General features: G+C 70.0%; 16 protein-coding genes. 11 read left to right on the top strand and 5 right to left on the bottom strand.

All coding sequences use genetic code 11. From position 1 onward, the window contains the following. Positions 1-7 precede the first annotated feature (7 nt). The 4 genes from M0G41_RS14970 (at position 8) to M0G41_RS14955 (ending at position 1936) form a co-directional block, all read left to right on the top strand. The gene (locus M0G41_RS14970) at positions 8-526 is read left to right on the top strand and encodes a phage tail protein (protein ID WP_248210678.1); all 519 of its coding nucleotides are present in this window, start codon (positions 8-10) and stop codon (positions 524-526) included. Between the two features lie 10 nt (positions 527-536). Continuing rightward, positions 537-1064: a phage tail protein gene (locus tag M0G41_RS14965; protein WP_248210677.1), complete on the top strand. Its 528-nt coding sequence runs from the start codon at positions 537-539 to the stop codon at positions 1062-1064. Positions 1065-1066: 2 nt separating this feature from the next. After that, positions 1067-1399 (top strand): twin-arginine translocation signal domain-containing protein, encoded by a 333-nt coding sequence (locus M0G41_RS14960; protein WP_248210675.1) that lies wholly within the window; start codon positions 1067-1069, stop codon positions 1397-1399. A gap of 63 nt (positions 1400-1462) precedes the next feature. Next, a complete protein-coding gene (locus M0G41_RS14955; protein WP_248210674.1) occupies positions 1463-1936 on the top strand; it encodes a GNAT family N-acetyltransferase in 474 nt (157 codons plus the stop codon). Here M0G41_RS14955 and M0G41_RS14950 read toward each other — a convergent pair. The 3 genes from M0G41_RS14950 to M0G41_RS14940 all read right to left on the bottom strand — a co-directional run bounded on the left by M0G41_RS14950 (position 1929) and on the right by M0G41_RS14940 (position 9136). After that, positions 1929-2231 carry a DUF6916 family protein gene (locus tag M0G41_RS14950; protein ID WP_248210673.1) on the bottom strand — a complete coding sequence of 101 codons (303 nt, stop codon included), beginning with the start codon at positions 2229-2231 and terminating at the stop codon, positions 1929-1931. The genes M0G41_RS14955 and M0G41_RS14950 overlap by 8 nt on opposite strands. 1878 nt (positions 2232-4109) lie before the next feature. Next, positions 4110-6035 (bottom strand): acetyl-CoA hydrolase/transferase C-terminal domain-containing protein, encoded by a 1926-nt coding sequence (locus tag M0G41_RS14945; protein ID WP_248210672.1) that lies wholly within the window; start codon positions 6033-6035, stop codon positions 4110-4112. Continuing rightward, positions 6035-9136: a sensor histidine kinase gene (locus M0G41_RS14940; RefSeq protein ID WP_248210671.1), complete on the bottom strand. Its 3102-nt coding sequence runs from the start codon at positions 9134-9136 to the stop codon at positions 6035-6037. Before M0G41_RS14940 ends, M0G41_RS14945 begins: the two co-directional genes overlap by 1 nt. 142 nt (positions 9137-9278) lie before the next feature. On the opposite strand from M0G41_RS14940, the gene M0G41_RS14935 reads away from it, so the two are divergent. From M0G41_RS14935 to murD, 5 genes are all read left to right on the top strand, one after another. Beyond that, the gene (locus M0G41_RS14935; RefSeq protein WP_248210669.1) at positions 9279-9854 is read left to right on the top strand and encodes a hypothetical protein; all 576 of its coding nucleotides are present in this window, start codon (positions 9279-9281) and stop codon (positions 9852-9854) included. Beyond that, complete coding sequence (locus M0G41_RS14930) at positions 9851-10447, top strand: hypothetical protein (RefSeq protein ID WP_248210668.1); 597 nt, start codon at positions 9851-9853, stop codon at positions 10445-10447. The genes M0G41_RS14935 and M0G41_RS14930 overlap by 4 nt, the downstream gene beginning before the upstream one ends. A gap of 567 nt (positions 10448-11014) precedes the next feature. Continuing rightward, complete coding sequence (locus tag M0G41_RS14925; RefSeq protein WP_248210667.1) at positions 11015-13645, top strand: bifunctional aspartate kinase/diaminopimelate decarboxylase; 2631 nt, start codon at positions 11015-11017, stop codon at positions 13643-13645. Beyond that, positions 13638-14999, top strand: coding sequence for a UDP-N-acetyl-alpha-D-muramoyl-L-alanyl-L-glutamate epimerase (murL, locus tag M0G41_RS14920; RefSeq protein ID WP_248210666.1), 1362 nt, complete (start codon positions 13638-13640; stop codon positions 14997-14999). The genes M0G41_RS14925 and murL overlap by 8 nt, the downstream gene beginning before the upstream one ends. Then, positions 14980-16347 (top strand): UDP-N-acetylmuramoyl-L-alanine--D-glutamate ligase, encoded by a 1368-nt coding sequence (murD, locus tag M0G41_RS14915; RefSeq protein ID WP_248210665.1) that lies wholly within the window; start codon positions 14980-14982, stop codon positions 16345-16347. The genes murL and murD overlap by 20 nt, the downstream gene beginning before the upstream one ends. Positions 16348-16639: 292 nt before the next feature. Here murD and M0G41_RS14910 read toward each other — a convergent pair whose 3' ends face one another. Beyond that, positions 16640-18691: a response regulator gene (locus M0G41_RS14910; protein WP_248210664.1), complete on the bottom strand. Its 2052-nt coding sequence runs from the start codon at positions 18689-18691 to the stop codon at positions 16640-16642. Between the two features lie 129 nt (positions 18692-18820). Here M0G41_RS14910 and M0G41_RS14905 point away from each other — a divergent pair, with 129 nt between their 5' ends. Then, positions 18821-19348: a SixA phosphatase family protein gene (locus tag M0G41_RS14905; RefSeq protein ID WP_248210662.1), complete on the top strand. Its 528-nt coding sequence runs from the start codon at positions 18821-18823 to the stop codon at positions 19346-19348. Between the two features lie 46 nt (positions 19349-19394). On the opposite strand, the gene M0G41_RS14900 is transcribed toward M0G41_RS14905, so the two are convergent. Then, complete coding sequence (locus tag M0G41_RS14900; RefSeq protein WP_248210660.1) at positions 19395-20069, bottom strand: SOS response-associated peptidase; 675 nt, start codon at positions 20067-20069, stop codon at positions 19395-19397. 155 nt (positions 20070-20224) lie between these two features. Here M0G41_RS14900 and M0G41_RS14895 point away from each other — a divergent pair, with 155 nt between their 5' ends. Next, positions 20225-20806 (top strand): hypothetical protein, encoded by a 582-nt coding sequence (locus tag M0G41_RS14895; RefSeq protein WP_248210658.1) that lies wholly within the window; start codon positions 20225-20227, stop codon positions 20804-20806.

Genomic DNA, 20806 nt, shown 5'->3' with positions numbered 1-20806 from the left:
CGTCCCGATGTCCGAACCCTATGTCGGTGAGATCCGCATGTTCGCGGGCAACTTCGCGCCCGCGGGCTGGGCGTTCTGCGATGGTCAGCTGCTGTCCATCTCGCAGAACGACGCCCTGTTCTCGCTGCTGGGGACGATCTACGGCGGCGATGGCGAAACCACCTTCGGCCTGCCCGACCTGCGCGGGCGCCTTCCGATCCACGCCGGAAGCGGGCCGGGCCTCACTCCGCGGACCCTGGGCCAGGGTGCAGGTACCGAGAGCGAGACGCTGATCGCGAACCAGCTGCCCCCGCACACCCATGTGCTCCAGGCGTCGAGCGGTCTTGCAAACTCGCCCGGCCCGCAGGGCAATGTGCTGGCCACTTCCACCGGCCTTGACCTGTTCATTGACGAGGCGCCCTCGGTCAGCCTCCATGCGACGGGCATGGACGCGACCGGCGGCTCGCAAAGCCACAGCAACCTGATGCCCTACCTGTGCGTGCATTTCATCATCGCGCTGGTCGGCATCTATCCCTCGTCGAGCTGAGGAGTCCGCCATGTCCGAGCCCTTCGTCGCCGAGATCCGGATCTTCGCGGGCAACTTCGCCCCGCGGGGCTGGGCCTTCTGCAATGGCCAGCTGCTGCCGATCGCGCAGAACACGGCCCTGTTCTCCCTGGTCGGCACGATCTATGGCGGAGACGGCGAGACGACCCTGGCCCTGCCCAACCTGCAGGGCAGGGCGCCGATGCACGCCGGAAACGGGCCGGGGCTGAGTGCGCGTTCTCTGGGGGAGGCCGGGGGCTCCGACACCGTCGGTCTGACCGAGTCGCAGCTGCCCAACCACACGCATGCGCTGAGGGCGAGCCCGAACCCTGCCGAAGCTGCAGCGGCCAGCCTGCCCGCTGGCGGCGGGCGCGGTCTGGCCCGGGTGGTCGGTGGCAGCGTCTACGCGGACCCCGCCAACCTCATCGACATGCCAGCGGTCGGCGATGCGGGCGGTAGCCAGGCCCACAACAACCTCCAGCCCTTCCTGGCGCTGAACTTCATCATTGCCCTGGTTGGGCTGTATCCCAGCGAGTCCTGATCATGAGCCGACGGCGATTCCTCAGCACCGCTTCGCTCGCCGCACTGGCGGCCGTTACTGCGCCGCCTGCCTGGGCGGGCCTTTGCGCACCGGTCGGGTCGTGGCGGGTGGGCGATTCCTTCCGCAGCGGCTGCGGCCGGCCGCTGAGGCTGGTGGCCATCGAAGCGGAACTCCGGCAGGGCGCCTGCCGCTCATTCGCCCTGCGCTTCCAGGGCGAAGGCTGCCAGTTCCTGGATGAGGGTCTGCATCGCCTGGATGGGCCCCAGGGCGAGGTCGACCTGTTCCTGCAGCCCTCGCGCGACGGCCTTGTCGCCTGGTTCAACCTGTTCGGCTGAGTGTCCGGTCCGCTCCAGAGCATCGCGCGATCGCTGGCTGCGGCGCTTCCAGAAGGGTGGACCTTGCGCGACGAGCGCGAAGCCGACCTGTCCTTCCTGCAGGCGCTCTACGCCAGCACGCGAACCGAGGAGCTGGCGCCGGTCCCGTGGACGGCCGATGAGAAGTCACGCTTCCTCCTCCAGCAGTTCCACCTCCAGCGCCATCACTATCGCACGCACTACGCGGAGGCCGGCTTCTGGCTGCTCGTGTCCTCGCTTGGTCCGCACGGCCGGATCTATGTCCACTGCAGTCCGGGCGAGCTGCGCCTGATGGATATCGCGTTGATGCCGGACCAGCGGGGCCGGGGCATCGGTACCGCCCTGATCCGCGCCCTGCAGGGCGAGGCGCGCGCCAGCGGACGACGCATCGGCCTGCATGTCGAGCCGGGCAACCCCGCGCTCGATCTCTATCGTCGCCTTGGCTTCGGGCATGGCGAGGTACGGGGCGCCTACCGCTTCCTGCAGTGGCCCGCGGACGCCCCTTCCGGCCTCAGTTGAACACCACCTCATAGCCCGGGCCGTCGGCCTGCGGGCCGACCGGGACGAGGAACAGTGCCAGGTCGCCCAGGCCCGGATGCCGCAGCGTGTACATGCCCTGCCCGAGGCGGGCGCCGTCGGGGGCGGAGAGGATCGCCGAGAAGGGCGGCGCGGCGCGCGGGCCCAGGACCACATGTGTCCTGACCGCGCACAGGCGCAGGGGCAGTGGCGGGCCGTCCTCGCGCAGGAGGGCAAGCGCCTGTCCCCCAAGGTCGGCAAAGGCTTCGGCGGTAATCTCGTTGATCGGTATACCCATGCGCCGAGCGTATAGGGTTGCCTCCTTCCGTCCAAGGGACGGAGTGCAAACCGCCATCCATCTGACCACGTTCGCCACGCCAGTTGACCGCCTTTGCCAGCATCTCTGGCCACGCCCGGCAGTTCGACTGACCACGACCGGCAGTGGTGTGACCGGCCGGAACCGGCTAGGAGTGCGCGCTCGCAGAGGCGAGATGTGGGCGCAAATTTGCCGTTCGCCCTGGCCGGCGAAATGGGCCTTTCGGGCGAAGCCAGATCAAGAACAGGATCAAGAGCTTTCAGACCGACCTGCGGTCGGCCCGAGTCACTTTCTCTTGATCGGCAAGAGAAAGTAACCAAAGAGAAGCCGACCCGACTTCCGCGCCGTCATTGCTGCGCAATGCCGGTCCCCTGCGTTGCTCGGAATCCGGCGGCCGGCGTGAACTCGCGCATCCATGCGCTCAAACATCCACGCCTTTCCCCGCCGGCTTCCTGCGCTACTCGGCGCTGCACACGGGACCCACGCGCAATGAGGTTTTCGAGATTCGAGGGCCACGTTCCGCGACACGCCGCCTGAAAAGGCTTGCCCGACCAGCCCACGGGCTGTGCGGCCAGGATGGCCGATCAATGGGGCCCCTGTCTGGCGGCGGGCGGGCGTAGAACAAGGCCCGCAGGGGCGAGCATAGGGACGTGCTCGCGTTCGCCCAGCGCAGGATGCGCTGTCGGCGAACCCTCGGAGCCCGCACGCGTACCTGGAGGGCAGGAAGCCCGGAAGGCGCCTGACCGGGGTGCCCTTTCTCTTGGTTACTTCTCTTTGGGCACGCAAAGAGAAGTGACTCGGGCCGGCCGAAGGACGGTTCGAAACGCCCTTGATGTTGATCTTGATCCGGCTCTGGATCCAGAAAGAAGGCCCCATTCGCCGGCCAGGGCGAACGGCAAATATGCGCCCAAAGTACACATCGCCGAACGCACGTTCTGGGTCGGTATCAGCCGGTCAGAAGACTGCCGGAAGTGGGCAAACGGCATGCCTATCGCGGTCAGAACGGCTGGCGACGCTGGTCATCCAGGCTGGCAAACCCCGGTCACATCGCTGGCAATACGCAACGGAGCGCAGCGAACGCGGGGCCTGGTATGGAGTCGCGCTGCGGGCGGCTGGCTCCAGCGCTGAGGATCGCGGTAGATCAAGGGCACCCGTCCTGCTTGGCCCCGGACACAGGTGGCGGCATGAAGTGGATACCCGTGGCGCCAGCCTTGGACACCATCGCGGCTCGCATGTGGAATGGCCCGAAGGAAGGACCGGTTCCGGCCACAAGTCGCGTTCGCAGAGGCGGGATCTGGGCGCGAAGAAGACATTCATAGGGTGCGGCTGGCCGCACCGGGCGTACCGTCCGAACGCCCGTAACGGTGCGCCAAGGCACGCCCTATGGGGCTTTGCCAACGCGCAACGAAACCCGACTGTGGGAGTGCCCCTGGGCGCGAACGCGGAAATCCGCTCTGGCCGCGGTCTGTGGTGAATCCGTAGCGCTGCGGTTGCGCCCAAGGGCGCTCCCAAATTTTGACTGCGGCAAGGTCTGCTTTGCGGCGCAGAACGGACCTGGCAACGCCGTGGCCTGTAGGAACCAGCTTGCTGGCGATCATCCCGTCCGGGGCGCCTATCGCCAGCAAGCTGGCTCCTACATTCGGGTTTTGCGGTACGTCTGCCTTGCGCCCGACGCGCGCTTCGGGGGGCGGCCGGGGCCGCGATCGCGCCCTGGGAGCTATCTGGGCAGGGTATCGAGACCACCGGTCGCCAGTTCCACCGGAACGGGTGTCGACGTCGCCCAACTGTCGGGTCACGGGGACCGGGAGCCACACCGGCGGCGAGACCCTCGGGTCGAGGCCCGGCCGCCCGCACCGCCGCTCAGTCCAGCGTCTGGTTGAGGGCGTGGCCGACGAGGCGCGCGCTGAGGCGTTCCTTCATGCCCGTCGGACGGTCCAGGCCCATGCGGACGAGGGCCTCGCGGTCGCGACAGGGGGCGTCGCGCAGGGCGCGCCAGATCAGGCCGGCCTTCCCGGCCCGCGCAGCTTGCTTCAGCCAGCCGAGCGCACGGACGAGACGCTGTTCGACCTCGGTGAAGTCGCTACCCAGCGGGTAATCGGGCAGCAGGCCGCGGCGGCGGAACGGGGCCAGACATGCGCGCAGGCGATCCGGGCTGTTGCGTAAGCTGTCCACGTCCGTCCCGGCGTACTTGCCCGCGGCTCGGGCGCGGGCGAGCAGGCCGGGGGCGAAGCGCGCGTCGGCGATGGCCGCCGTGGCAGCGACGCATTCGGCATCGCTGCGGTCGCGCAGGTCGGCGATGCCGTACTCCGTGATCACCACGTCGCGCAGGTGGCGCGGGATGGTCGCGTGGCCGTATTCGTAGACGATGTTCGAGCGGGTGCCCTCGCTGCCGTCGCGGATGGCGCGGCAGAGCAGGATCGAGCGGCTCTCGGCCAGGGCATGCGCCATGGCGACGAAGTTGTACTGTCCGCCGACGCCCGAGACCACGCGGCCGTCGTCCAGCCCGTCGGAGACGGCGGCGCCGAATACCGTGGTCATCATGCAGGTGTTGAAGAAGCGCGCCTCGCGACGCTGCAGTCGCTCAAGAATCTCCTGGCCGCCGTACAGCTCGTTGATGTGCGAGATGCGGGTCATGGCGATCGCTGCGCGCTGTTCGTCCGTACGCTCGCGCAGCCAGCGGTACAGGTTCTTCGAACCGAGGAAGAAACCTCCGTGCAGGTACTGGCCCTCGCGTTCGACGCGGGCCTTGTCCGCATCGCTGGCGCTGCCATCGGCAAGCCGCTGCATCAGGCTTGCATCGTCCACCACGCGCCGTTTCACCACGCCGGCGTCGATCAGTGTCGCGAAGCCGTCCATGACCATCTCGGAGGCGCCGAAAAGGCCCTGCTCGAACTCGCCGAGCCCGCCCCAGCGACAGACCAGCTCCGACTGTTCCACCGCAGGCCAGAGCGCGCTGACGATCTCGCGGTACTCGGCGTTGCGGGTGTGGCGCAGCACCAGTGCATGGGTCAGCGCATCGCTGAGCGCACCGATGCCGATCTGCAGGCTGCCGCCATCGCGGACCAGGGTGCTGGCAACGAAACCGATGGCGTACTCGGCCTCGCCCACGGGCTGGCGGGGCAGGGCAAACAGCTGGTGCGGACGGGTCGGCGGCTCGATCACCAGGTCGAACAGTCCTTCGGGCACCAGGGCTTCGCCGCCGAGGAAGGGCAGGTCGGGATGGACCTCGGCCAGCATCAGCGGGCGCGGCAGCCCAAGTCGCGCCAGCTCGTCGAGCAGGCCGAGGGTCACGTCCGGGTTGCAGCTGAAGCTCAGCCGGTCGCTGGCCGGGTCGCGGGCGAGCAACTGCACGATGACATTGGGTCGGCGCATGGCGACGCCGCGGGCGACGTGGGTGTAATTGAGGCTGATGTAGTCCTGCTGCGCCCGCGGGCAGCCGAGCAGGGCGCCGCTTTGCAGGTAGAACTCATGGATCCGCACGTGGGCCGGAAGCTCGCCGCGCTGGCGGTCGGTGACGTAGTCCAGCACCGGGTAATCGGTGCCGAAATGGCGTGCAAGGAAGGGGGCGAGGAAACGGCGCTCGAGGTCCGATGCGGGCGACGGTGGGGTGAGCGACAGCGCGGTCAGCACGGTCAGCGACCGCTGCGGATCGGACTTGGCCCGCGCATACATCGCGTTGAGCAGGCCGTTGGGCTTGTCAAGGCCCAGCGGGGCCGCGACGGTCCAGCTACCCTCCAGGGCGGCCAGTCGTTCGAGCGCCGGGGCGTAGCGGACGTCAGCGCCCATCAGTCCTTGTCCGGATAGGCCGCAGGCAGGCGGAACCAGAAACGGGTGCCTTCGCCGGTGCGGCTCTCGCAACCGACGCTGCCGCCCATGCGCTCGACGATGCGGCGCACGATCGACAGGCCCAGCCCGTGGCCGTCGCCCCCGACCCGGCCGAGTCGCGAGAAGGGCTGGAACAGCCGGGCCTGGGCTTCGGCCGACAGGCCCTGGCCGCGATCCTTTACCCAGACTTCCACCAGATCACCCATCCGGGTCGCTCCGATCTCGATCTGCGGTGGCTCACCGCCGTACTTGAGGGCGTTGGCGATGTAGTTGCTGAGCACCCGCTCGACCCAGGGCGCGAAGCCGCGCACTTCGGGCATGCCGGAATGCGTTTCGATCTGAGCCCCTGTGACGGTGACCTCGGCGGCGAAACCCTTCAGTGTCTCCTCGATCAGAGGACCGAGCACCAGCGGCTGCAGGGCGACCTCGGAATCCGAACGGGCGCGGCCCAGCAAGAGCAGGGAGTCGATGATCTCGACCATCTTCAGCCCTGCGGCGTGGATGCGGACGAGCATGTCGAGGCGCTGTTCGTCCGGCATGCCGTCGCCGATCGTACGTACCAGCGAGCTCATGCCGACCACGGTGGCCAGCGGGTTCTTCAGGTCGTGGGCGACCGAGTGGGCGTAGGCGTCGAGTTCGACGTTCTGTTCCTGGAGCATGCTGGCCTGGCGCTGCAGGTCGGCGGTGGCCTGGTCGACGCGCCGCTGCAGCTCGGCGCGCTGGCGTTCGAGGCGTCGGATGCGCAGGCGCACGGCCAGCGCGGCCAGCGCGCCGCCGAGAAGCAGGGCGGCGATCCGGAACAGTGGATGCTCCCACCACCAGGGTTCGACCTCGAGCGCCAGGCGCGCCTCCTCGGGCCCGAAACTTCCCGCCGGGCTGGCCGCCTGGATGCGCAGAAGGTATTGCCCCGGCGCCAGATTGGTGAACTGGGCGCTGCGTTGGGTCTGGCTGTCGACCCAGTCCTCGTCGAAGCCTTCCAGCCGGTAGCGGTAGCGGATCTTCTTCGGGATCTGGAAGTTGAGTCCGACGAAGCGCACTTCGACACGCTGCGCCGCAGCGGGCACGACGACGCCGGACCGCCAAGGGCGCACCTGACCATCGATGCGCAGCTGCTCGATGCGTACCCGTGGTTCGACGCGGTCGAAGCGTTCGAGGTCGACCGGGTCGACATGCACCACGCCACCCGCTGTGGCAAACCAGAAACGGCCATTCCGGGAGGCCAGTGCCGGCAGGCCTGCGGCGCCATTGCCCTGCGAACTGGCCATTCCGTCGGCTTCGCCGAACAGCTCCCAGCTGCGCAGCGGCACGCCCTGCCGGAAGGCCTCGTCTGCCTCGCCCCGGCCGATCCGCAGCACGCCCCGGTTGCTGCTGAGCCAGTAGTTTCCCCCGCTGTCGAACTGGATGGAGAACGCTGCGCCGATCGGCAGCCCGAGGTCTCCGCCCAGCAGTCGCCAGCGGCCATCCTCGAGGCGGGTGATCCCGCGGTCATGTGCGACATGCAGGCGACCGGCCGCGTCCTCGGCGAATCCGTAGATGCGCAGGCCGCCTACCGCGCTGTCCTCCTCGACGGCGACGAAACGCGGACCTTCCTGCCGCACGAGGCCGGCAGCCGTGCCCACCCAAAGTACGCCCGCCCGGTCCCGATGCAGGCTGAGCACGCTTTCGCTGGGCAGCCCATCGGCGGCGTCGAATCGCTGGATCGCGTCGTCCTTGAGGCGGGTCAGGCCGCGGCTGGTGCCGATCAGCAGGGCGCCATCCGCGTCCGTCAGCAGGGCGCGGACCTGGCTGCTCGGGAGGCCTTCCTCGCGACCGAAACGGCGTTCGACCTCACCGTCGCGCATCCGCACGACGCCGTTGTAGTAGGTGCCGATCCACAGGGCGCCGTCGGCGCCCAGGCTCGCACTGAGTACCGATTCGCCCTCCAGCGCGCTGGCCACCACACGGTCGCCCTCCGGGCCGCGCTCGATCCAGAACAGGCCGCTGCTGGTGCCGGCGAGGATACGGCCGTCGGGCAACTCGAGCAGGGTGCGGGTATAGGGGTCAGTCAGACCGTCCCGCTCGGTGACCGAGATGAAGGGCGCTTCGCGCAGACGGAACAGGCCTCGGCTCGTGCCGACCCAGAGGCTGTTTTCGCTGTCCTCGAACAGGGCGACCACGCGATTGCTGGGCAGCCCCTGATCGCTGCCGAGGTGTTCGACGCCGCGCCGCCCCACCCGAAGCAGGCCGTGGGTCGCGGTGCCCAGCCAGATCTCGCCGACCCGGTCGACGAGGATCGCTTCATAGGAATCCATGGGCAGGTCGTGGTGCAGGGGCTCGATCCGCCCGGCGCTCAGGCGCCAAGCCCCGCGCTCGCTGCCGATCAGCAGATGGCCCTCGCGATCCTGCGCCAGGCTGAGCACCCCGTCGCTGCCGAAGGCCTCTGCGCTGCCCACTGCGACCAGGCCCCGGCCGTCGTCACGGAAGAGCCCGGTGTCGGTGGCGACCCAGAGGGTGTCCTGCTGCCGCAGCACGGCGAAGACAATGCCTCGCGAGATCGCCTCGGCGCCGGCGTAGGGCTGGCTGCCTTCGCCCTCCCGCCACTGCCACAGGCCCTCCCCGGCGGTGCCGATCAGGGCCTCGTCCACTCCGACCTGCAGGGCATAGATGGGCAGGCTCGGCATGCGGCTGCCCTGATCGGCGACGCGCCAGAGGGGCGCATCGCGATGCAGCAGCTCGCCGCGTTCGGTGCCGGCGATCACCCGGCCCTCCGGGTCGCGTTCCAGTTCGGTCGAGGCCCGTCCGAGCAGGCCGGTCACCGCGCGCTCGTCGACCACTTCAAACTCATGGCCGTTGAAGCGGACGGTACCCTCCCAGGTCGCCAACCAAAGGTATCCATCGGCGGACTGGGTGATGTCCAGCACCAGATTGTGCGGCAGGCCTTCTGCGGTGCCCCAGCTTTCCTGGTGGTAGCTGGCCAGCGCGGTGCCCTGGGCCCGCAGCGGCCCGGAGACGAGCAGCAGGCAGAGCAGGGCCCCGATCCGGACCCGGGTCATCCGCCGAGCGCTGCGCGGACAGCAGGTCATCGCGCGCGGACTGCGTCGTGGTGGTGAAAGGGCTTCACACTGGGACCTCGCTGCGGATCCACGCGGGATGGGGCTAGCCTGCACTTCGGACTCGGGCGGGATCAAGCATCAGGGCGTTCAGCGTAAGCTTCACGCGCCCACCATGGCTGAAACGAGGATCCCGATGGCGGCCATCGACTACACGCCCGGCAAACTGTTGGACTTCCTGCGCGAGGCGCCCTCTCAGGGGCTGCTCAATCCCGCCGTTGCGCGCAGCCGGGCCAACGCGATCGAGGCGCTGTTCACCGAGTTGACCGACGAGGAGCGCGCCGACCTGCGCAGGGTCGATGCCGAACGCCTGGCCGCGCGCGCGCACAAGATCCAGGGCAGCACGATCCGCCCCGAGGCTGTCGCCCTCTACAAGGAGCGTGTACACGAGGCGCTGCAGGATTACTTCGCCTGGCTGGAGAACCCGAACAGCTTCGCCTCCAACAGCGGCCATGCCCTGCGTCGCGAGATGCGCAGCTTCATGAAGCCGGCCACCGAGCAGGAAGCACGGGCGCTGGAGGACATCGCGCTGGCCACCAGCGAGCGGCGCAAGGACATGGTCTCGGTGCCGTTGCGCGAGGGCGTCACCGTCTACATCACCCACCTTCCGCTCGACCTAAGCGCCGCCGAGGCCGAGCGCCTGGCCGGCGTGGTTCGCGCCCTCGCCGTCGCCGGGGAGTCGGCGCAGTGAAGGGCAGCCATCGCCTGCTGGCCATTCCGATGGCCCTGCTGGCCATCGCCGGCCTGGGCCTGATCGCCTTCTACGTGTCGCCCGGCAACGAGAGCGCGTTCAAGGAGAACATGGTCCCGCAGCTGATCGGCTTCTGCATGGAAGGCTTCTTCCTGGTCGGCCTGCTCTCGCTGCTGCAGAAGTCGCAGGAGCGCCGTCAGCGCCGCGAGCTTTGGCTGAGCCTTCGCGGTGCGCTGCGCGGCTTTCTCTCCAAGCTGGACATCGCCCTGCTGCCTCCGCATGCCGAGCCCGCCCCGACCGTGGTGCTGGAGACCGACCTCAAGATCGTTACCCGCTTCCTGCGCGAGCTGCCCAACTCGCGCCTCGAGATCGAGGACATGGTGGCGCTCAAGCGCGAGGGCACCGAGTCGCTGGGCCTGGCCCGCGACATGATCCCCGTCGCCGCCCAGCTCAGCGCCCGCCACATGCGCTGGTGGATCGCCATCGTCAACAGCATGCGCCAGCTTGCCCAGGCCCGAAGCCGCGAGTCGGTCGAGGCCGCGGTCTACCTGATGCTCGAGAACATCTGCGAGTTCGACAACGTCGAGCTGTGAGGGCGGCGGCAGATTCGGGCACGAAGCGGACGTACCGCAAAACCCGAATGTAGCCAGCTTGCTGGCGATAGGCGCCCCGGACGGGACGATCGCCAGCAAGCTGGCTCCTACACGCAACGGCGTTGCCAGGTCCGGTTTGCGCCGCGAGGCAGGCCTTGCCGCAGTCAGATTGTGGGAGCGTCCTTGGGCGCGACCGCAGCGCCACAGGTTCACCACAGACCGTGGCCAGAGCGGATTTCCGCGGTCGCGGCCAAGGGCACACTCCCACAGTCGGGCACCATTGGGGTCGGCGAAGGCCTATAGGGTGCGCCTTGGGCGCACCGATGCGGGCGTTCGGACGGTACGCCCGGTGCGGCCAGCCGCACCCTATGAATGCTTTCGTGCGCCCGTTCTGCGCCTCTCCGGCGTGGCTGCAATGGCTAGGATCCGCCGCCTGCTCCTGTGCCCATGCCATCCGGTCATGAACGCGGCCGGGCAGGGTGGGCATCGCCCCGTGGCATGCGCCGGCGGGCTTTGGCATGCTGCGCTGCAGCGAAGGCCGGCTCCCGGCCGTGACGGCAGGAAACCATGAGCGAAGGGCAGGGCGTCCCGGCGGCGTCGCGCTGGGTTGTTCTCAAGTTTGGTGGCACCAGCGTGTCGCAGCGCACGCGCTGGGACCAGATCGGAGCGCGCATCCGCGAGCGCCGGGCCGAGGGGCATCGGGTGCTGGTGGTGGTCTCGGCGCTGTCCGGGGTGACCAATGCGCTGACCTCGCTGGTGGCTCCGGGAAAACCCGAGGCCGGGCGGGTCGCCGAGGCCGCTGCGCTGGCCCAGCGCCATCGCGACTTCGCCGTGACCCTCGACCTTGACGCCGAGACGGTCATCGGCGACCTGCTGGCGCGGCTTGCCGCGCTCGCCGTCGACTCGCGCGCGCAGGCCGAGGAGGCGCTGCAACTCGCCTGGCAGGCCGAGGTCTTCGGCCTCGGCGAGCTGCTTTCCTCGCGCCTCGGCCAGGCCTATCTCGCCGCCGCCGACCTGCCGCTGCGCTGGGCCGATGCCCGCGACTGGCTGCGCGCGGTGCAGCTGCCGCACCAGAGCGCCTGGGCCTCACGGCTGTCGGTGAACTGCCGCATCGATGCCGATGCCGACTGGCGCCAGCGCTTCGCGGCGCAGGGCGACTGCCTCATCACCCAGGGTTTCATCGCCCGCGACGAGCAGGGCGGGGACTGCATCCTCGGCCGCGGCGGCTCGGACACCTCGGCGGCCTACTTCGGCGCCCTGCTCGGCGCCGACCGGGTCGAGATCTGGACCGACGTGCCGGGCATGTTCAGCGCCAATCCCCGGGTGGTGCCCAAGGCGCGTCTGCTCTCCCGGCTGGACTACGCCGAGGCCCAGGAGATCGCCACCACCGGGGCAAAGGTGCTGCACCCTCGCTGCATAGGCCCCTGTCGCGAGTCACGCGTGCCGCTGTGGATCCGCGACACCGAACACCCGCAGCTGGCCGGCACGGTGATCGACGCCAGCGCGGCGACGATGCCCGGGGTCAAGGCGATCAGCTCGCGCAAGGGCATCGTCCTGGTCTCGATGGAGACCGTCGGCATGTGGCAGCAGGTCGGCTTCCTCGCCGATGTTTTCACCACCTTCAAGAAGCACGGCCTGTCGGTCGACCTGATCGGTTCGGCCGAGACCAATGTCACCGTCTCGCTCGACCCCAGCGACAACCTGGTCACCTCCAACGTGCTCGACGCGCTGTGCCGCGACCTCGAGCAGATCTGCCGGGTCAAGGTGATCGCCCCGGCCGCCGCCATCACCCTGGTTGGCCGCGGCATGCGCTCCCTGCTGCACCGGTTGTCGCCGGTGCTGGCCAGCTTCGGCCGAGAGCGCGTGCACCTGATCTCGCAAAGCTCCAACGACCTCAACCTGACCTTCGTCGTCGACGAGGCGCTGGAGTCAGGGATGATGCCGCACCTGCACGAGCAGCTGGTGCAGTCGGGCGCCATGCCGACCTGGGAGCAGCAGGTATTCGGCCCCAGCTGGAGCGAGCTGCGCGCGCCACCGGCGCAGGCCGAGCCGCTGTGGTGGGAGCGCGCCACGGCGACGCTCAAGCGCCACGCCGCCCACGGCACGCCGCGCTACGTCTATCATCCCGGGATCGTCCGCCGCCGCGCCCGTGAGCTGGCCGGCATCGGCGCCATCGATCAGCGTTTCTTCGCGATCAAGGCCAATCCGCACCCCGGCATCCTGCGCGTGCTGGAGGCCGAAGGCTTCGGCTTCGAATGCGTCTCGCTGGGCGAGCTGCGCCACGTCCGCGAGGCCCTGCCCGGGCTCTCGCCCGAGCGCATCCTCTTCACCCCGAGTTTCGCTCCGGTCGACGAGTACGCCGCGGCGCTGGACGGCGGGGTCAACGTCACCGTCGACAATGCCGCCCTGCTGCGCGCCGCGCCCGGCGTGTTCCGCGGCCGTCGCCTGCTGCTGCGCCTCGACCCCGGCTTTGGCGAGGGCCACCACGAGAAGGTCCGCACCGGCGGCCGCGAGGCCAAGTTCGGCCTGCCGCTGGACGGCCTGCCCGAGTTCCTCGCCGCGCTGCGCGAGGTCGATGCGCGAATCATCGGTCTGCACGCGCATATCGGCAGCGGCATCCTCGAGGCCGGACACTGGCGCGAGGTCTACGCACGCCTCGCCTCGGTGGCCGACAGCCTCGGCAGCGTCGAGGTGATCGACGTTGGCGGCGGCCTGGGCGTCAGCTACGAGCCGGGCGGTGACCGCTTCGATCTGGACGGCTATGCCGCCATGCTGGGCGAGATGAAGGCCACCTGGCCGCAGTACCGGCTCTGGGTCGAGCCCGGCCGCTACCTGGTCGCCGAGGCCGGGGTGCTGCTGGCGCGGATCACCCAGGTCGTCGAGAAATCGGGCGTGCGCCGCATCGGCCTTGATGCCGGCATGCACAGCCTGCTGCGCCCGGCGCTCTACAATGCCTGGCACCGGATCGAGAACCTCTCGCGCCAGGGCGAGTCCGAGGGAGAGCCGGCCGAGGTGGTCGGACCGATCTGCGAGACCGGCGACGTGCTCGGGCGCCGGCGCCGCCTGCCCGACAGCAGCGCGCCGGGCGACCTGGTCGCCATCGGCCATGCGGGTGCCTACGGCGCGGTGATGGCCAGCCGGTATAACCTTCGCGGCCTGCCCGAGGAAGACCTGATCGAGGAACCGCTGGATGAGTGAGTGGCGCTTCGCCCGCGAGGAGATCAACTGCTTCCGCTTCGTTCGCGCCGGCTTCGATGCCGCCAGCGGCGAGGCGCAGCTGGTCTATGCCTTCGATGATGGCCCCGAGCTGATCGAGCGGCTGCGGTTTCCCGGCGCGCCTTTCGTGCTCGACGCGCCGCGCCAGCACGCGGTCGAGCGCGCCCTCCGCCTGGTTCACCTGATTGCCGGCGTCAGCTACTTCAAGGCCGCCGTGCCCGGCGAGATCCGTCTCGACGAGTCGCCGATCGATGCCGGCACCGCCACCTTCCTGCAGTCGCTCTACGAGCATGGCCTGGGTGAGTTTGCCCACCGCAACGGCCTGTCCCTGCGCGGCAGGCTGAACTTCCCGCATATCGCCGGCGCCGGCAGCTCGGCGACCCGCCTGGGCCTGGGAGAGGGCGCCCTGGTGGCCATCGGCGGCGGCAAGGACTCGCTGGTCAGCATCGAGGCCCTGCGCGGGGCAGGCGTGGCCCAGACCGTGGCCTGGGTCGGCTCGGCCCCGCTGATCCGCGCCTGCGCCGAGCGCACCGGCCTGCCCATGTTGCAGGTCGAGCGCCAGCTTGCACCGCAGCTGTTCGAGTTCAACCGGCAGGGCGCCTGGAACGGCCACATACCGGTGACCGCGATCAACTCCGCGATCCTGGTGCTGGCCGCCGTCCTGCGCGGTGAGCGCAACGTCGTGTTCAGCAACGAGCGCTCGGCCAGCTACGGCAGCCTGATCCCCGGCAGCGGCGAGGTGAATCACCAGTGGTCCAAGGGCTGGGCCTTCGAACAGGCCTTTGCCGCCGAGGTGCGGCGCACGGTGGCCGCCGACCTCGACTATTACTCGCTGCTGCGGCCGCTGTCCGAGCTGGCCGTGGCCCGGCAGTTCGCCCGCCGCGACCACTACGACGCGCACTTCTCCAGCTGCAACCGCAATTTCCACCTGCTCGGCGAGCGCCCGGCCAGCCGCTGGTGCGGGGTCTGCCCGAAGTGCCATTTCGTCTTCCTGGCGCTGGCGCCATTCCTGTCCAAGCCGCGTCTGGTCGGCATCTTCGGCCGCAACCTGCTCGATGAGTCGGGCAACGCGGCCGGCTTCGACGCGCTGATCGAGTACCGCGACCACAAGCCCTTCGAGTGCGTGGGCGAGGGCCGCGAGTCGCGGGCCGCTTTCGCCTGGCTGGCGGCGTCATCGGTCTGGCGGGAGGACGCCCTGGTCGCCCGCTTCCGCGAGGAGATCCAGCCGCGGCTTGATGCCGGTGAGCTCGGTCTGGAACCGCTGCTGGCGATCTCCGACGAGCACGCCGTGCCGCCTGCCATCTGGGAGCGCGTGGGTGCGGCTTTCCGCGCTTGAAGGTCGCCGCGTAGCGCTCTGGGGCCTGGGCCGTGAAGGCCGCGCCGCCTGGCGCGCCTTCCGCGCCCGCTGGCCGCAGGCGCCGCTCGCAGTGTTCTGCCCGCAGGCCGAGCATGCCGAGGCGCGCGCGCTGAATGATCCGCAGCTTCAGGTGTTCGGCGAGCCCGACGCCGAGGCGCTGGCTCGCTTCGAGGTAGTGATCAAGTCGCCCGGGATCTCGGCCTATCATCCGGCCCTGCTGGAGGCGGCCTCGCGCGGCACCGGCTTCACCTCGGGCACCGCACTGTGGTTCGCCGCCCAGCTGCCCGGCAGGAAGCTCTGCCTTACCGGCACCAAGGGCAAAAGCTCGACCACGGCCCTGATCGCCCACCTGCTGCGCCGCGGCGGTCGCTGCGTGGGGCTCGCCGGCAATATCGGCCTGCCGCTTCTTGAACTGGTTGATCCACCGAAGGTTCCGGATGTCTGGGCGATCGAGCTGTCCAGCTACCAGACCGTTGATGCGGTCGCGCCGGACGTGGCCGTGGTGCTGAACCTCTATCCCGAGCATCTCGACTGGCACGGCGGCGTCGAGCGCTACTACGCCGACAAGCTGGCCCTGGTCACCCGCGCTTCGCCGCGCCGCGTGGTGCTGAATCACCGCGATGCCCGCCTGCGCGAACTGGGCGTGAGCCTACCCGGCGTCACCTGGTTCGGTCGCGAGGACGGCTGGCACCTGCGCGAGGCCGAGGTCTGGCGCGGTGATCGACGCGTGCTGGGCGATGACGCCCTCTCGCTGCCCGGCCTGCACAACCGGCTGAACCTGTGCGCCGCGCTGGCGGCGATCGAGGCGCTGGGCGAGGACGCCGAAGTCCTGTCCCCGGCCGCTGCCGACTTCCGCGGCCTGCCGCACCGCCTGCACCGGCTGGGCGAGCGCGGTGGCGTCGAATACGTCGATGATTCGATCAGCACCACGCCCGAGGCCAGCCTTGCGGGTCTCGCCTGCTTTGCCGGGCGCCGCGTCGCCGTCCTGCTTGGCGGCTTCGAGCGCGGCCTGCCCTGGGAGGGCGTCGCCGAACGCATGGGTGAGTCCCCGCCCGTGCTCGCCGTCTGCCGCGGCCAGAACGGCCCACGCATCGCCGCCTCACTGCGCCGCGAGCGTGCCGATCTGAATCTCATCGAAGTCGACACGCTGGAGCAGGCCATCAGCGCCGCCGCGGAGGCGGCAGGCGAGGGCGGCGTGGTCCTGCTCTCGCCGGGCGCACCCAGCTTCCCCGAGTTCCGCGACTATGCCGAACGCGGCAGGCGATTTGCCGAGCTGGCCGGATTCCCCGCCGAGCTGGCGAAGATCGAGGGCCTGGGCATCGCCTAGCGCGAGGCGCCGCGACCCCCGCGCCATCGAGCCAGACGAAGACGCGCTCCGCGCGGCGCATAGGGTGCGGCTGGCCGCACCGGGCCTACCGACCGAACGCCCGTATCGGTTCTCCAAGGCACACGCAAGGGGCTTCGCTGACGCCGGAAATGCATCGCAGAACCCGCTGGGTCTGCGCCGCCGAAGCGGCGTCGCTCGGCGCCGCCATGTCGCTGCCCTGCCTCCTTCCCGCTCCTTGCCTCGACGAGGCATCCGCCTCGCGAGTTGAGCGAGGTCCTTCCGCGGCAGGGCACTAGTCGCCGCCCTCGTCCTCGATGCGCGGCTGGGGCGCGGCAAGCGCGTCGCCCTGCAGGTAGTCGATGCCGAGGTTCCAGAGGCCGGAAACCGCCTTCATGCTCTCGACGCCATCGACCAGCAGGCGCCGGCCGGTGCCGCGCCACTGGCTGATCAGCTCGGACAGCTGGGTGCCCGCGGCGTGGAGGATCGCCTGGTGCGGCAGGCGCAACAGGCCGATCGGCGCCGACTGCAGCTCCTGCAGGGAGATCACGCTGCCGCTGGTGTCGGCGGCAGCGAGGGTCATGCCCAGGCTGCCCAGTTGGCGCAGGACCTCTGCATGCTCGCCGCGGTGCAGCACCTCGATATCGACTTCCAGCAGCAGGTCGCCCACCGCCTCGGGACGACGCTGCTTCTCGGCACGCAGCCAGGCGAACTGTCGCTCGTCGAAACCGTCGAGATCGACCTGCACCAGCACCCGCGCGGCAAGGCCACGCTGTCGGCGATCGTCGAGAGTCTCGATCGCGTGGAACAGGGCCATGCGGTCGATCAGGCCAAGCTGGCCCTCCTGACGGGCAAGCTCACGGTACTGGCTGCGTGGATAGCCTTCGAGCGGGCTGCGCAGATCGGCCAGCTTGCTGATCAGCGAGTAGTGCTCCTGCTCGCCGCGCAGCTGCAGCATGGGCTGGAACTCGAAGCGCGGCAGGCCACCGCGGGCGAGGTCCTTGAGCGCCTGGGTGATGACCATGATGCGTTCGGGCGGCAGGGCCGAGGGGTCGCGCGACAGCACGCCGTCGGCCCGCCCGCCGCCGAGACGCCGGGCCATGGCCAGAGCGGCGAAGGCCTGCTTCAGCCAGGCCTCGCGGCGGTCGCCCTGCGACGTGTCGGGTGGCAGGGCATAACCGATCGATGCGCGCAGCGAGTGCTCGGCGCCCTCGATGTTGAAAGGGGTGCCGCTGACCGCGTCGAGCAATCTCGGCAGCAGCGCCTCGAGCTCGTCGCGGCTGCCGCGCGAGACCAGGAGGCCATAGCCCAGTTCCTCCCACAGGGCGTAGCTGTCGCCGGCGGCGAGGCAGCCCGCAAGGCGCTCGCCAAGCTGGCGCTCCAGGGCGTGGGTGCCGGCAATGCCCAGCGCCTCGCGCAGGGTGGCACCCTCATCGATACGCAGGGCGAGCAGCAGTTCCCAGTCGGCAGCCGGCTGGCGCAGTCGGGTTTCCAGCAGTTCGAGAAAATGGGATCGACGCAGCCGGCCCTGGCCGGCGCCGGTATTGGGGCGAAGCTGCCGGTTAAGGGTGCGGGCGCGCTTGACCCGCGAGCGGACCGCGGCGACCAGTGCGTGCGGCCGGACCGGCTTGGGCAGGAAATCATCGGCGCCGACGCGCAGGGCCGCGCTGCGCGCGCTGGGCCGGTCCTCGCCTGAGAGGAACACCACCGGAAGCAGCGGGGCGATGTCACTGGCACGCAGGGCCTGGACCACGGCAATGCCGTCGATGTCCGGCATGTGCAGGTCGAGCAGGACCAGGTCGGGGCGGAAGCGGCGTACCTCGTCGAGAACGGCGCTGGACTCGGCCAGCTCCTGCACGCGCATGCCGACCTTGCGCAGGATCGCCGAGCAGAGCATGCGGGTCTCGCGGTCGTCGTCGACCAACAATACGCGGAAGGGCTCGGTGTCCTGCTGCAGCAGCCAGTCAACAAGGGCGCGGCCGAGCAGGGGGTCGGTGCTGCGCTCGACGAACCAGTCGGCGCCACCGATCAGGGCGTCCAGGCGCTCCTTGGGGCGGCCGAATGCGGCCAGCAGCAGGCTGCCGGTGGCCACGCCCGACAGGCTGAGCTTGCCGAGCAGCTCGGCGATCGGCGCGGCGAGACTGGCCGGGACCATGACCGCGTCGGGTGCGCTTTCGCGCACCGCCTCCACCCACTGTTCTGCCCGTTCGAAGCGCCGGACGCGCCCGCCATGGGTGCCCACCGCGGCCTCCAGGTTGGTGGCCATGGACTCGCCGCCGCCCAGCAGGTCAAGGCATAGCGCCCGGCCCGTGCCGGGGGACAGCCTGATGCCTGCGGAGTCGGGCATGCCTGCTACCGGAAAGGAGATGGCGCAATGATAGGCGCTGCGGGCACCCGCTGTGCAGGAAGCGGGCGTGACCCGGTTCGCAGAGGTGGATAGGCTGGCCCCGTTACGACCACTTACCGCGGAATGCATATGCCCAAACGCCTGCTCCTGCTGATGCTTATGCTGGTCCCCGGCCTGGCGTCCTCCGCGTCCGGGGTGATCCTCGTGCGCCATGCCGACAAGTCGGCCGAGGGCGGAGCCGACCCGGCGCTCAGTCGCGATGGCGAGCTGCGGGCCCAGGCGCTGGCCGAGGCTCTGGCCGACGCCGGGGTCGAGACCATCCTGGTCACGCCATTCCGGCGGACCCGTGACACCGCCGCGCCGCTGGCCGTGCGCCTGGGCGCCAGCCCGCGCGTCGTCGAGGTGGCCGCCGGCGGCACGGCCCATGTCGACGCCGTCGCCGCTGCGGTCAGGGACGCCCCCGGCGTGGTGCTGGTGGTCGGCCACAGCAATACCGTCCCGGCCATCGTCCGTGCGCTGGGCGGCCCCGAACTGCCTGACATCTGCGAGGCGCGCTACGACAACGTGTTCGTGATGACTCTGGCAGGGCCGTCTCCCACCCTGCAGCGCTGGCGCTACGGCGCCCCCAGCCCGCCGCCAGGTGAGGGCTGCCTGTAGCCGACCACGCGTTTGCCCGGGTGGACGCAGCGCAGCGAGCTGCGCTCTACAGGAGACTCCGGACAGGCTTGACCAGGCCGGGGCCCTGTTCGCGGACGTTGCCGACGCGGCGGTCCACCGGGTGCCAGGCGAGCTGCGGGCCGGGGGCGGCGTGGGCGATGCCGGCGGCGTCGTCGGCGCTGCCGCGGCACCATTGCGCACCGAGCTCGGGATCGAGCATCAACGGCACGCGGTGGTGCAGGGCGCTGACCGGGCCGTCCGCCTCGCGGGTCACGATGCTGACGCTGGGCAGCTCGCCGAAGCGCGGGTGCGGGGCCTCCCAGAGCGCGGCGAAGAGCAGGATCGGCGCGGCCTCGTCGTGGATGTAGAAGGGCTGCTTGGCCTTGCCCTCGGCCTTCCACTCGTAATAGCCCGAGGCCGGGACGAGGCAGCGGCGGTGACGGAAGGCGCTGCGGAAGGCCGGCTTCTCGGCCATGGTTTCGGCGCGGGCGTTGAAGGTGCTGTAGGCGATCCTCGGCTCCTTCGCCCATCCGGGCAGCAGGCCCCAGCGCATGCGCGCGCCCTCCAGGGCATCCTCGCCCGGGCGCAGGGCCCAGCAGGGCTGAGAGGGCGCGATGTTGTAGGCAGGCTCGATCGCCTCTTCGGCCGCGAGCAGAGGGATCGGCTGCATGAAGGCCACCACCTCGGCCCAGCTCGCCTGCTGCGTGAAGCGTCCGCACATGCCGCGTCTCCCGAGTCGCGCGGGTCCGGATCCTACGTTACCCCAGGGCGCAGGGGCCAAAGTGGCCTCGCCTGTCGATGATCGACGGCGATGCCCCCCTGCTGGACGGGGCCATGGGCTAAAATCCCCGGCTCGACCCTGACCGGAAGCTGCCCATGCCGTCGCGCCGACTTTCTATCGCTACCGTTTTCGTGCTGCTCGCCGGCGCCATGGCGCTGACCCGCGTGCATCACTTCGGGGCGATCCCGGACGCCTCCTGGGCGGTGTTCTTCGTCGGCGGGTACCTGCTCCGCGGCCAGATCCGATGGGCGTTCCCGCTGCTGATGGCGCTGGCCGTGGTGGTCGACTACCTGGTGATCAGCCGCGCCGGCCTCGATTTCTGGTCGCACTACTGCGTCTCGCCGGGTTACTGGTTCCTGCTGCCGGCGCATCTCAGCCTGTGGCTGGCCGGCAGCTGGCTGGCCGCCCGCAAGTCGCCGCTGGGCCTGCGCGCCCTGCAGTTCGCCGCTGCGCTCTGCGTGGGCGTGGTGCTCTGCCACCTGTTCGCCCAGGGCGGTTTCTACTGGCTGAGCAGCAGCGTTGCCGAGCCGACCGTCGCCGGCTGGTGGAAGAACTACACCGACTGGCTGTGGCCTTACTTCCGCAGCACCGCGCTGTACGTGCTGCCGCTGGCCGTGATCGAGGGCCTGCGCCTCGGCCTGCGCCAGCGTGACCCCGCGGACGCCGTGGCGCGCTGA

It is taken from the genome of Pseudomarimonas salicorniae (assembly GCF_023156535.1).
Taxonomy (GTDB): Bacteria; Pseudomonadota; Gammaproteobacteria; order Xanthomonadales; family Xanthomonadaceae; genus Pseudomarimonas; species Pseudomarimonas salicorniae.
Note: the sequence above shows the minus strand (reverse complement) of the source record. Positions and strands in the feature narration are given on the sequence as shown.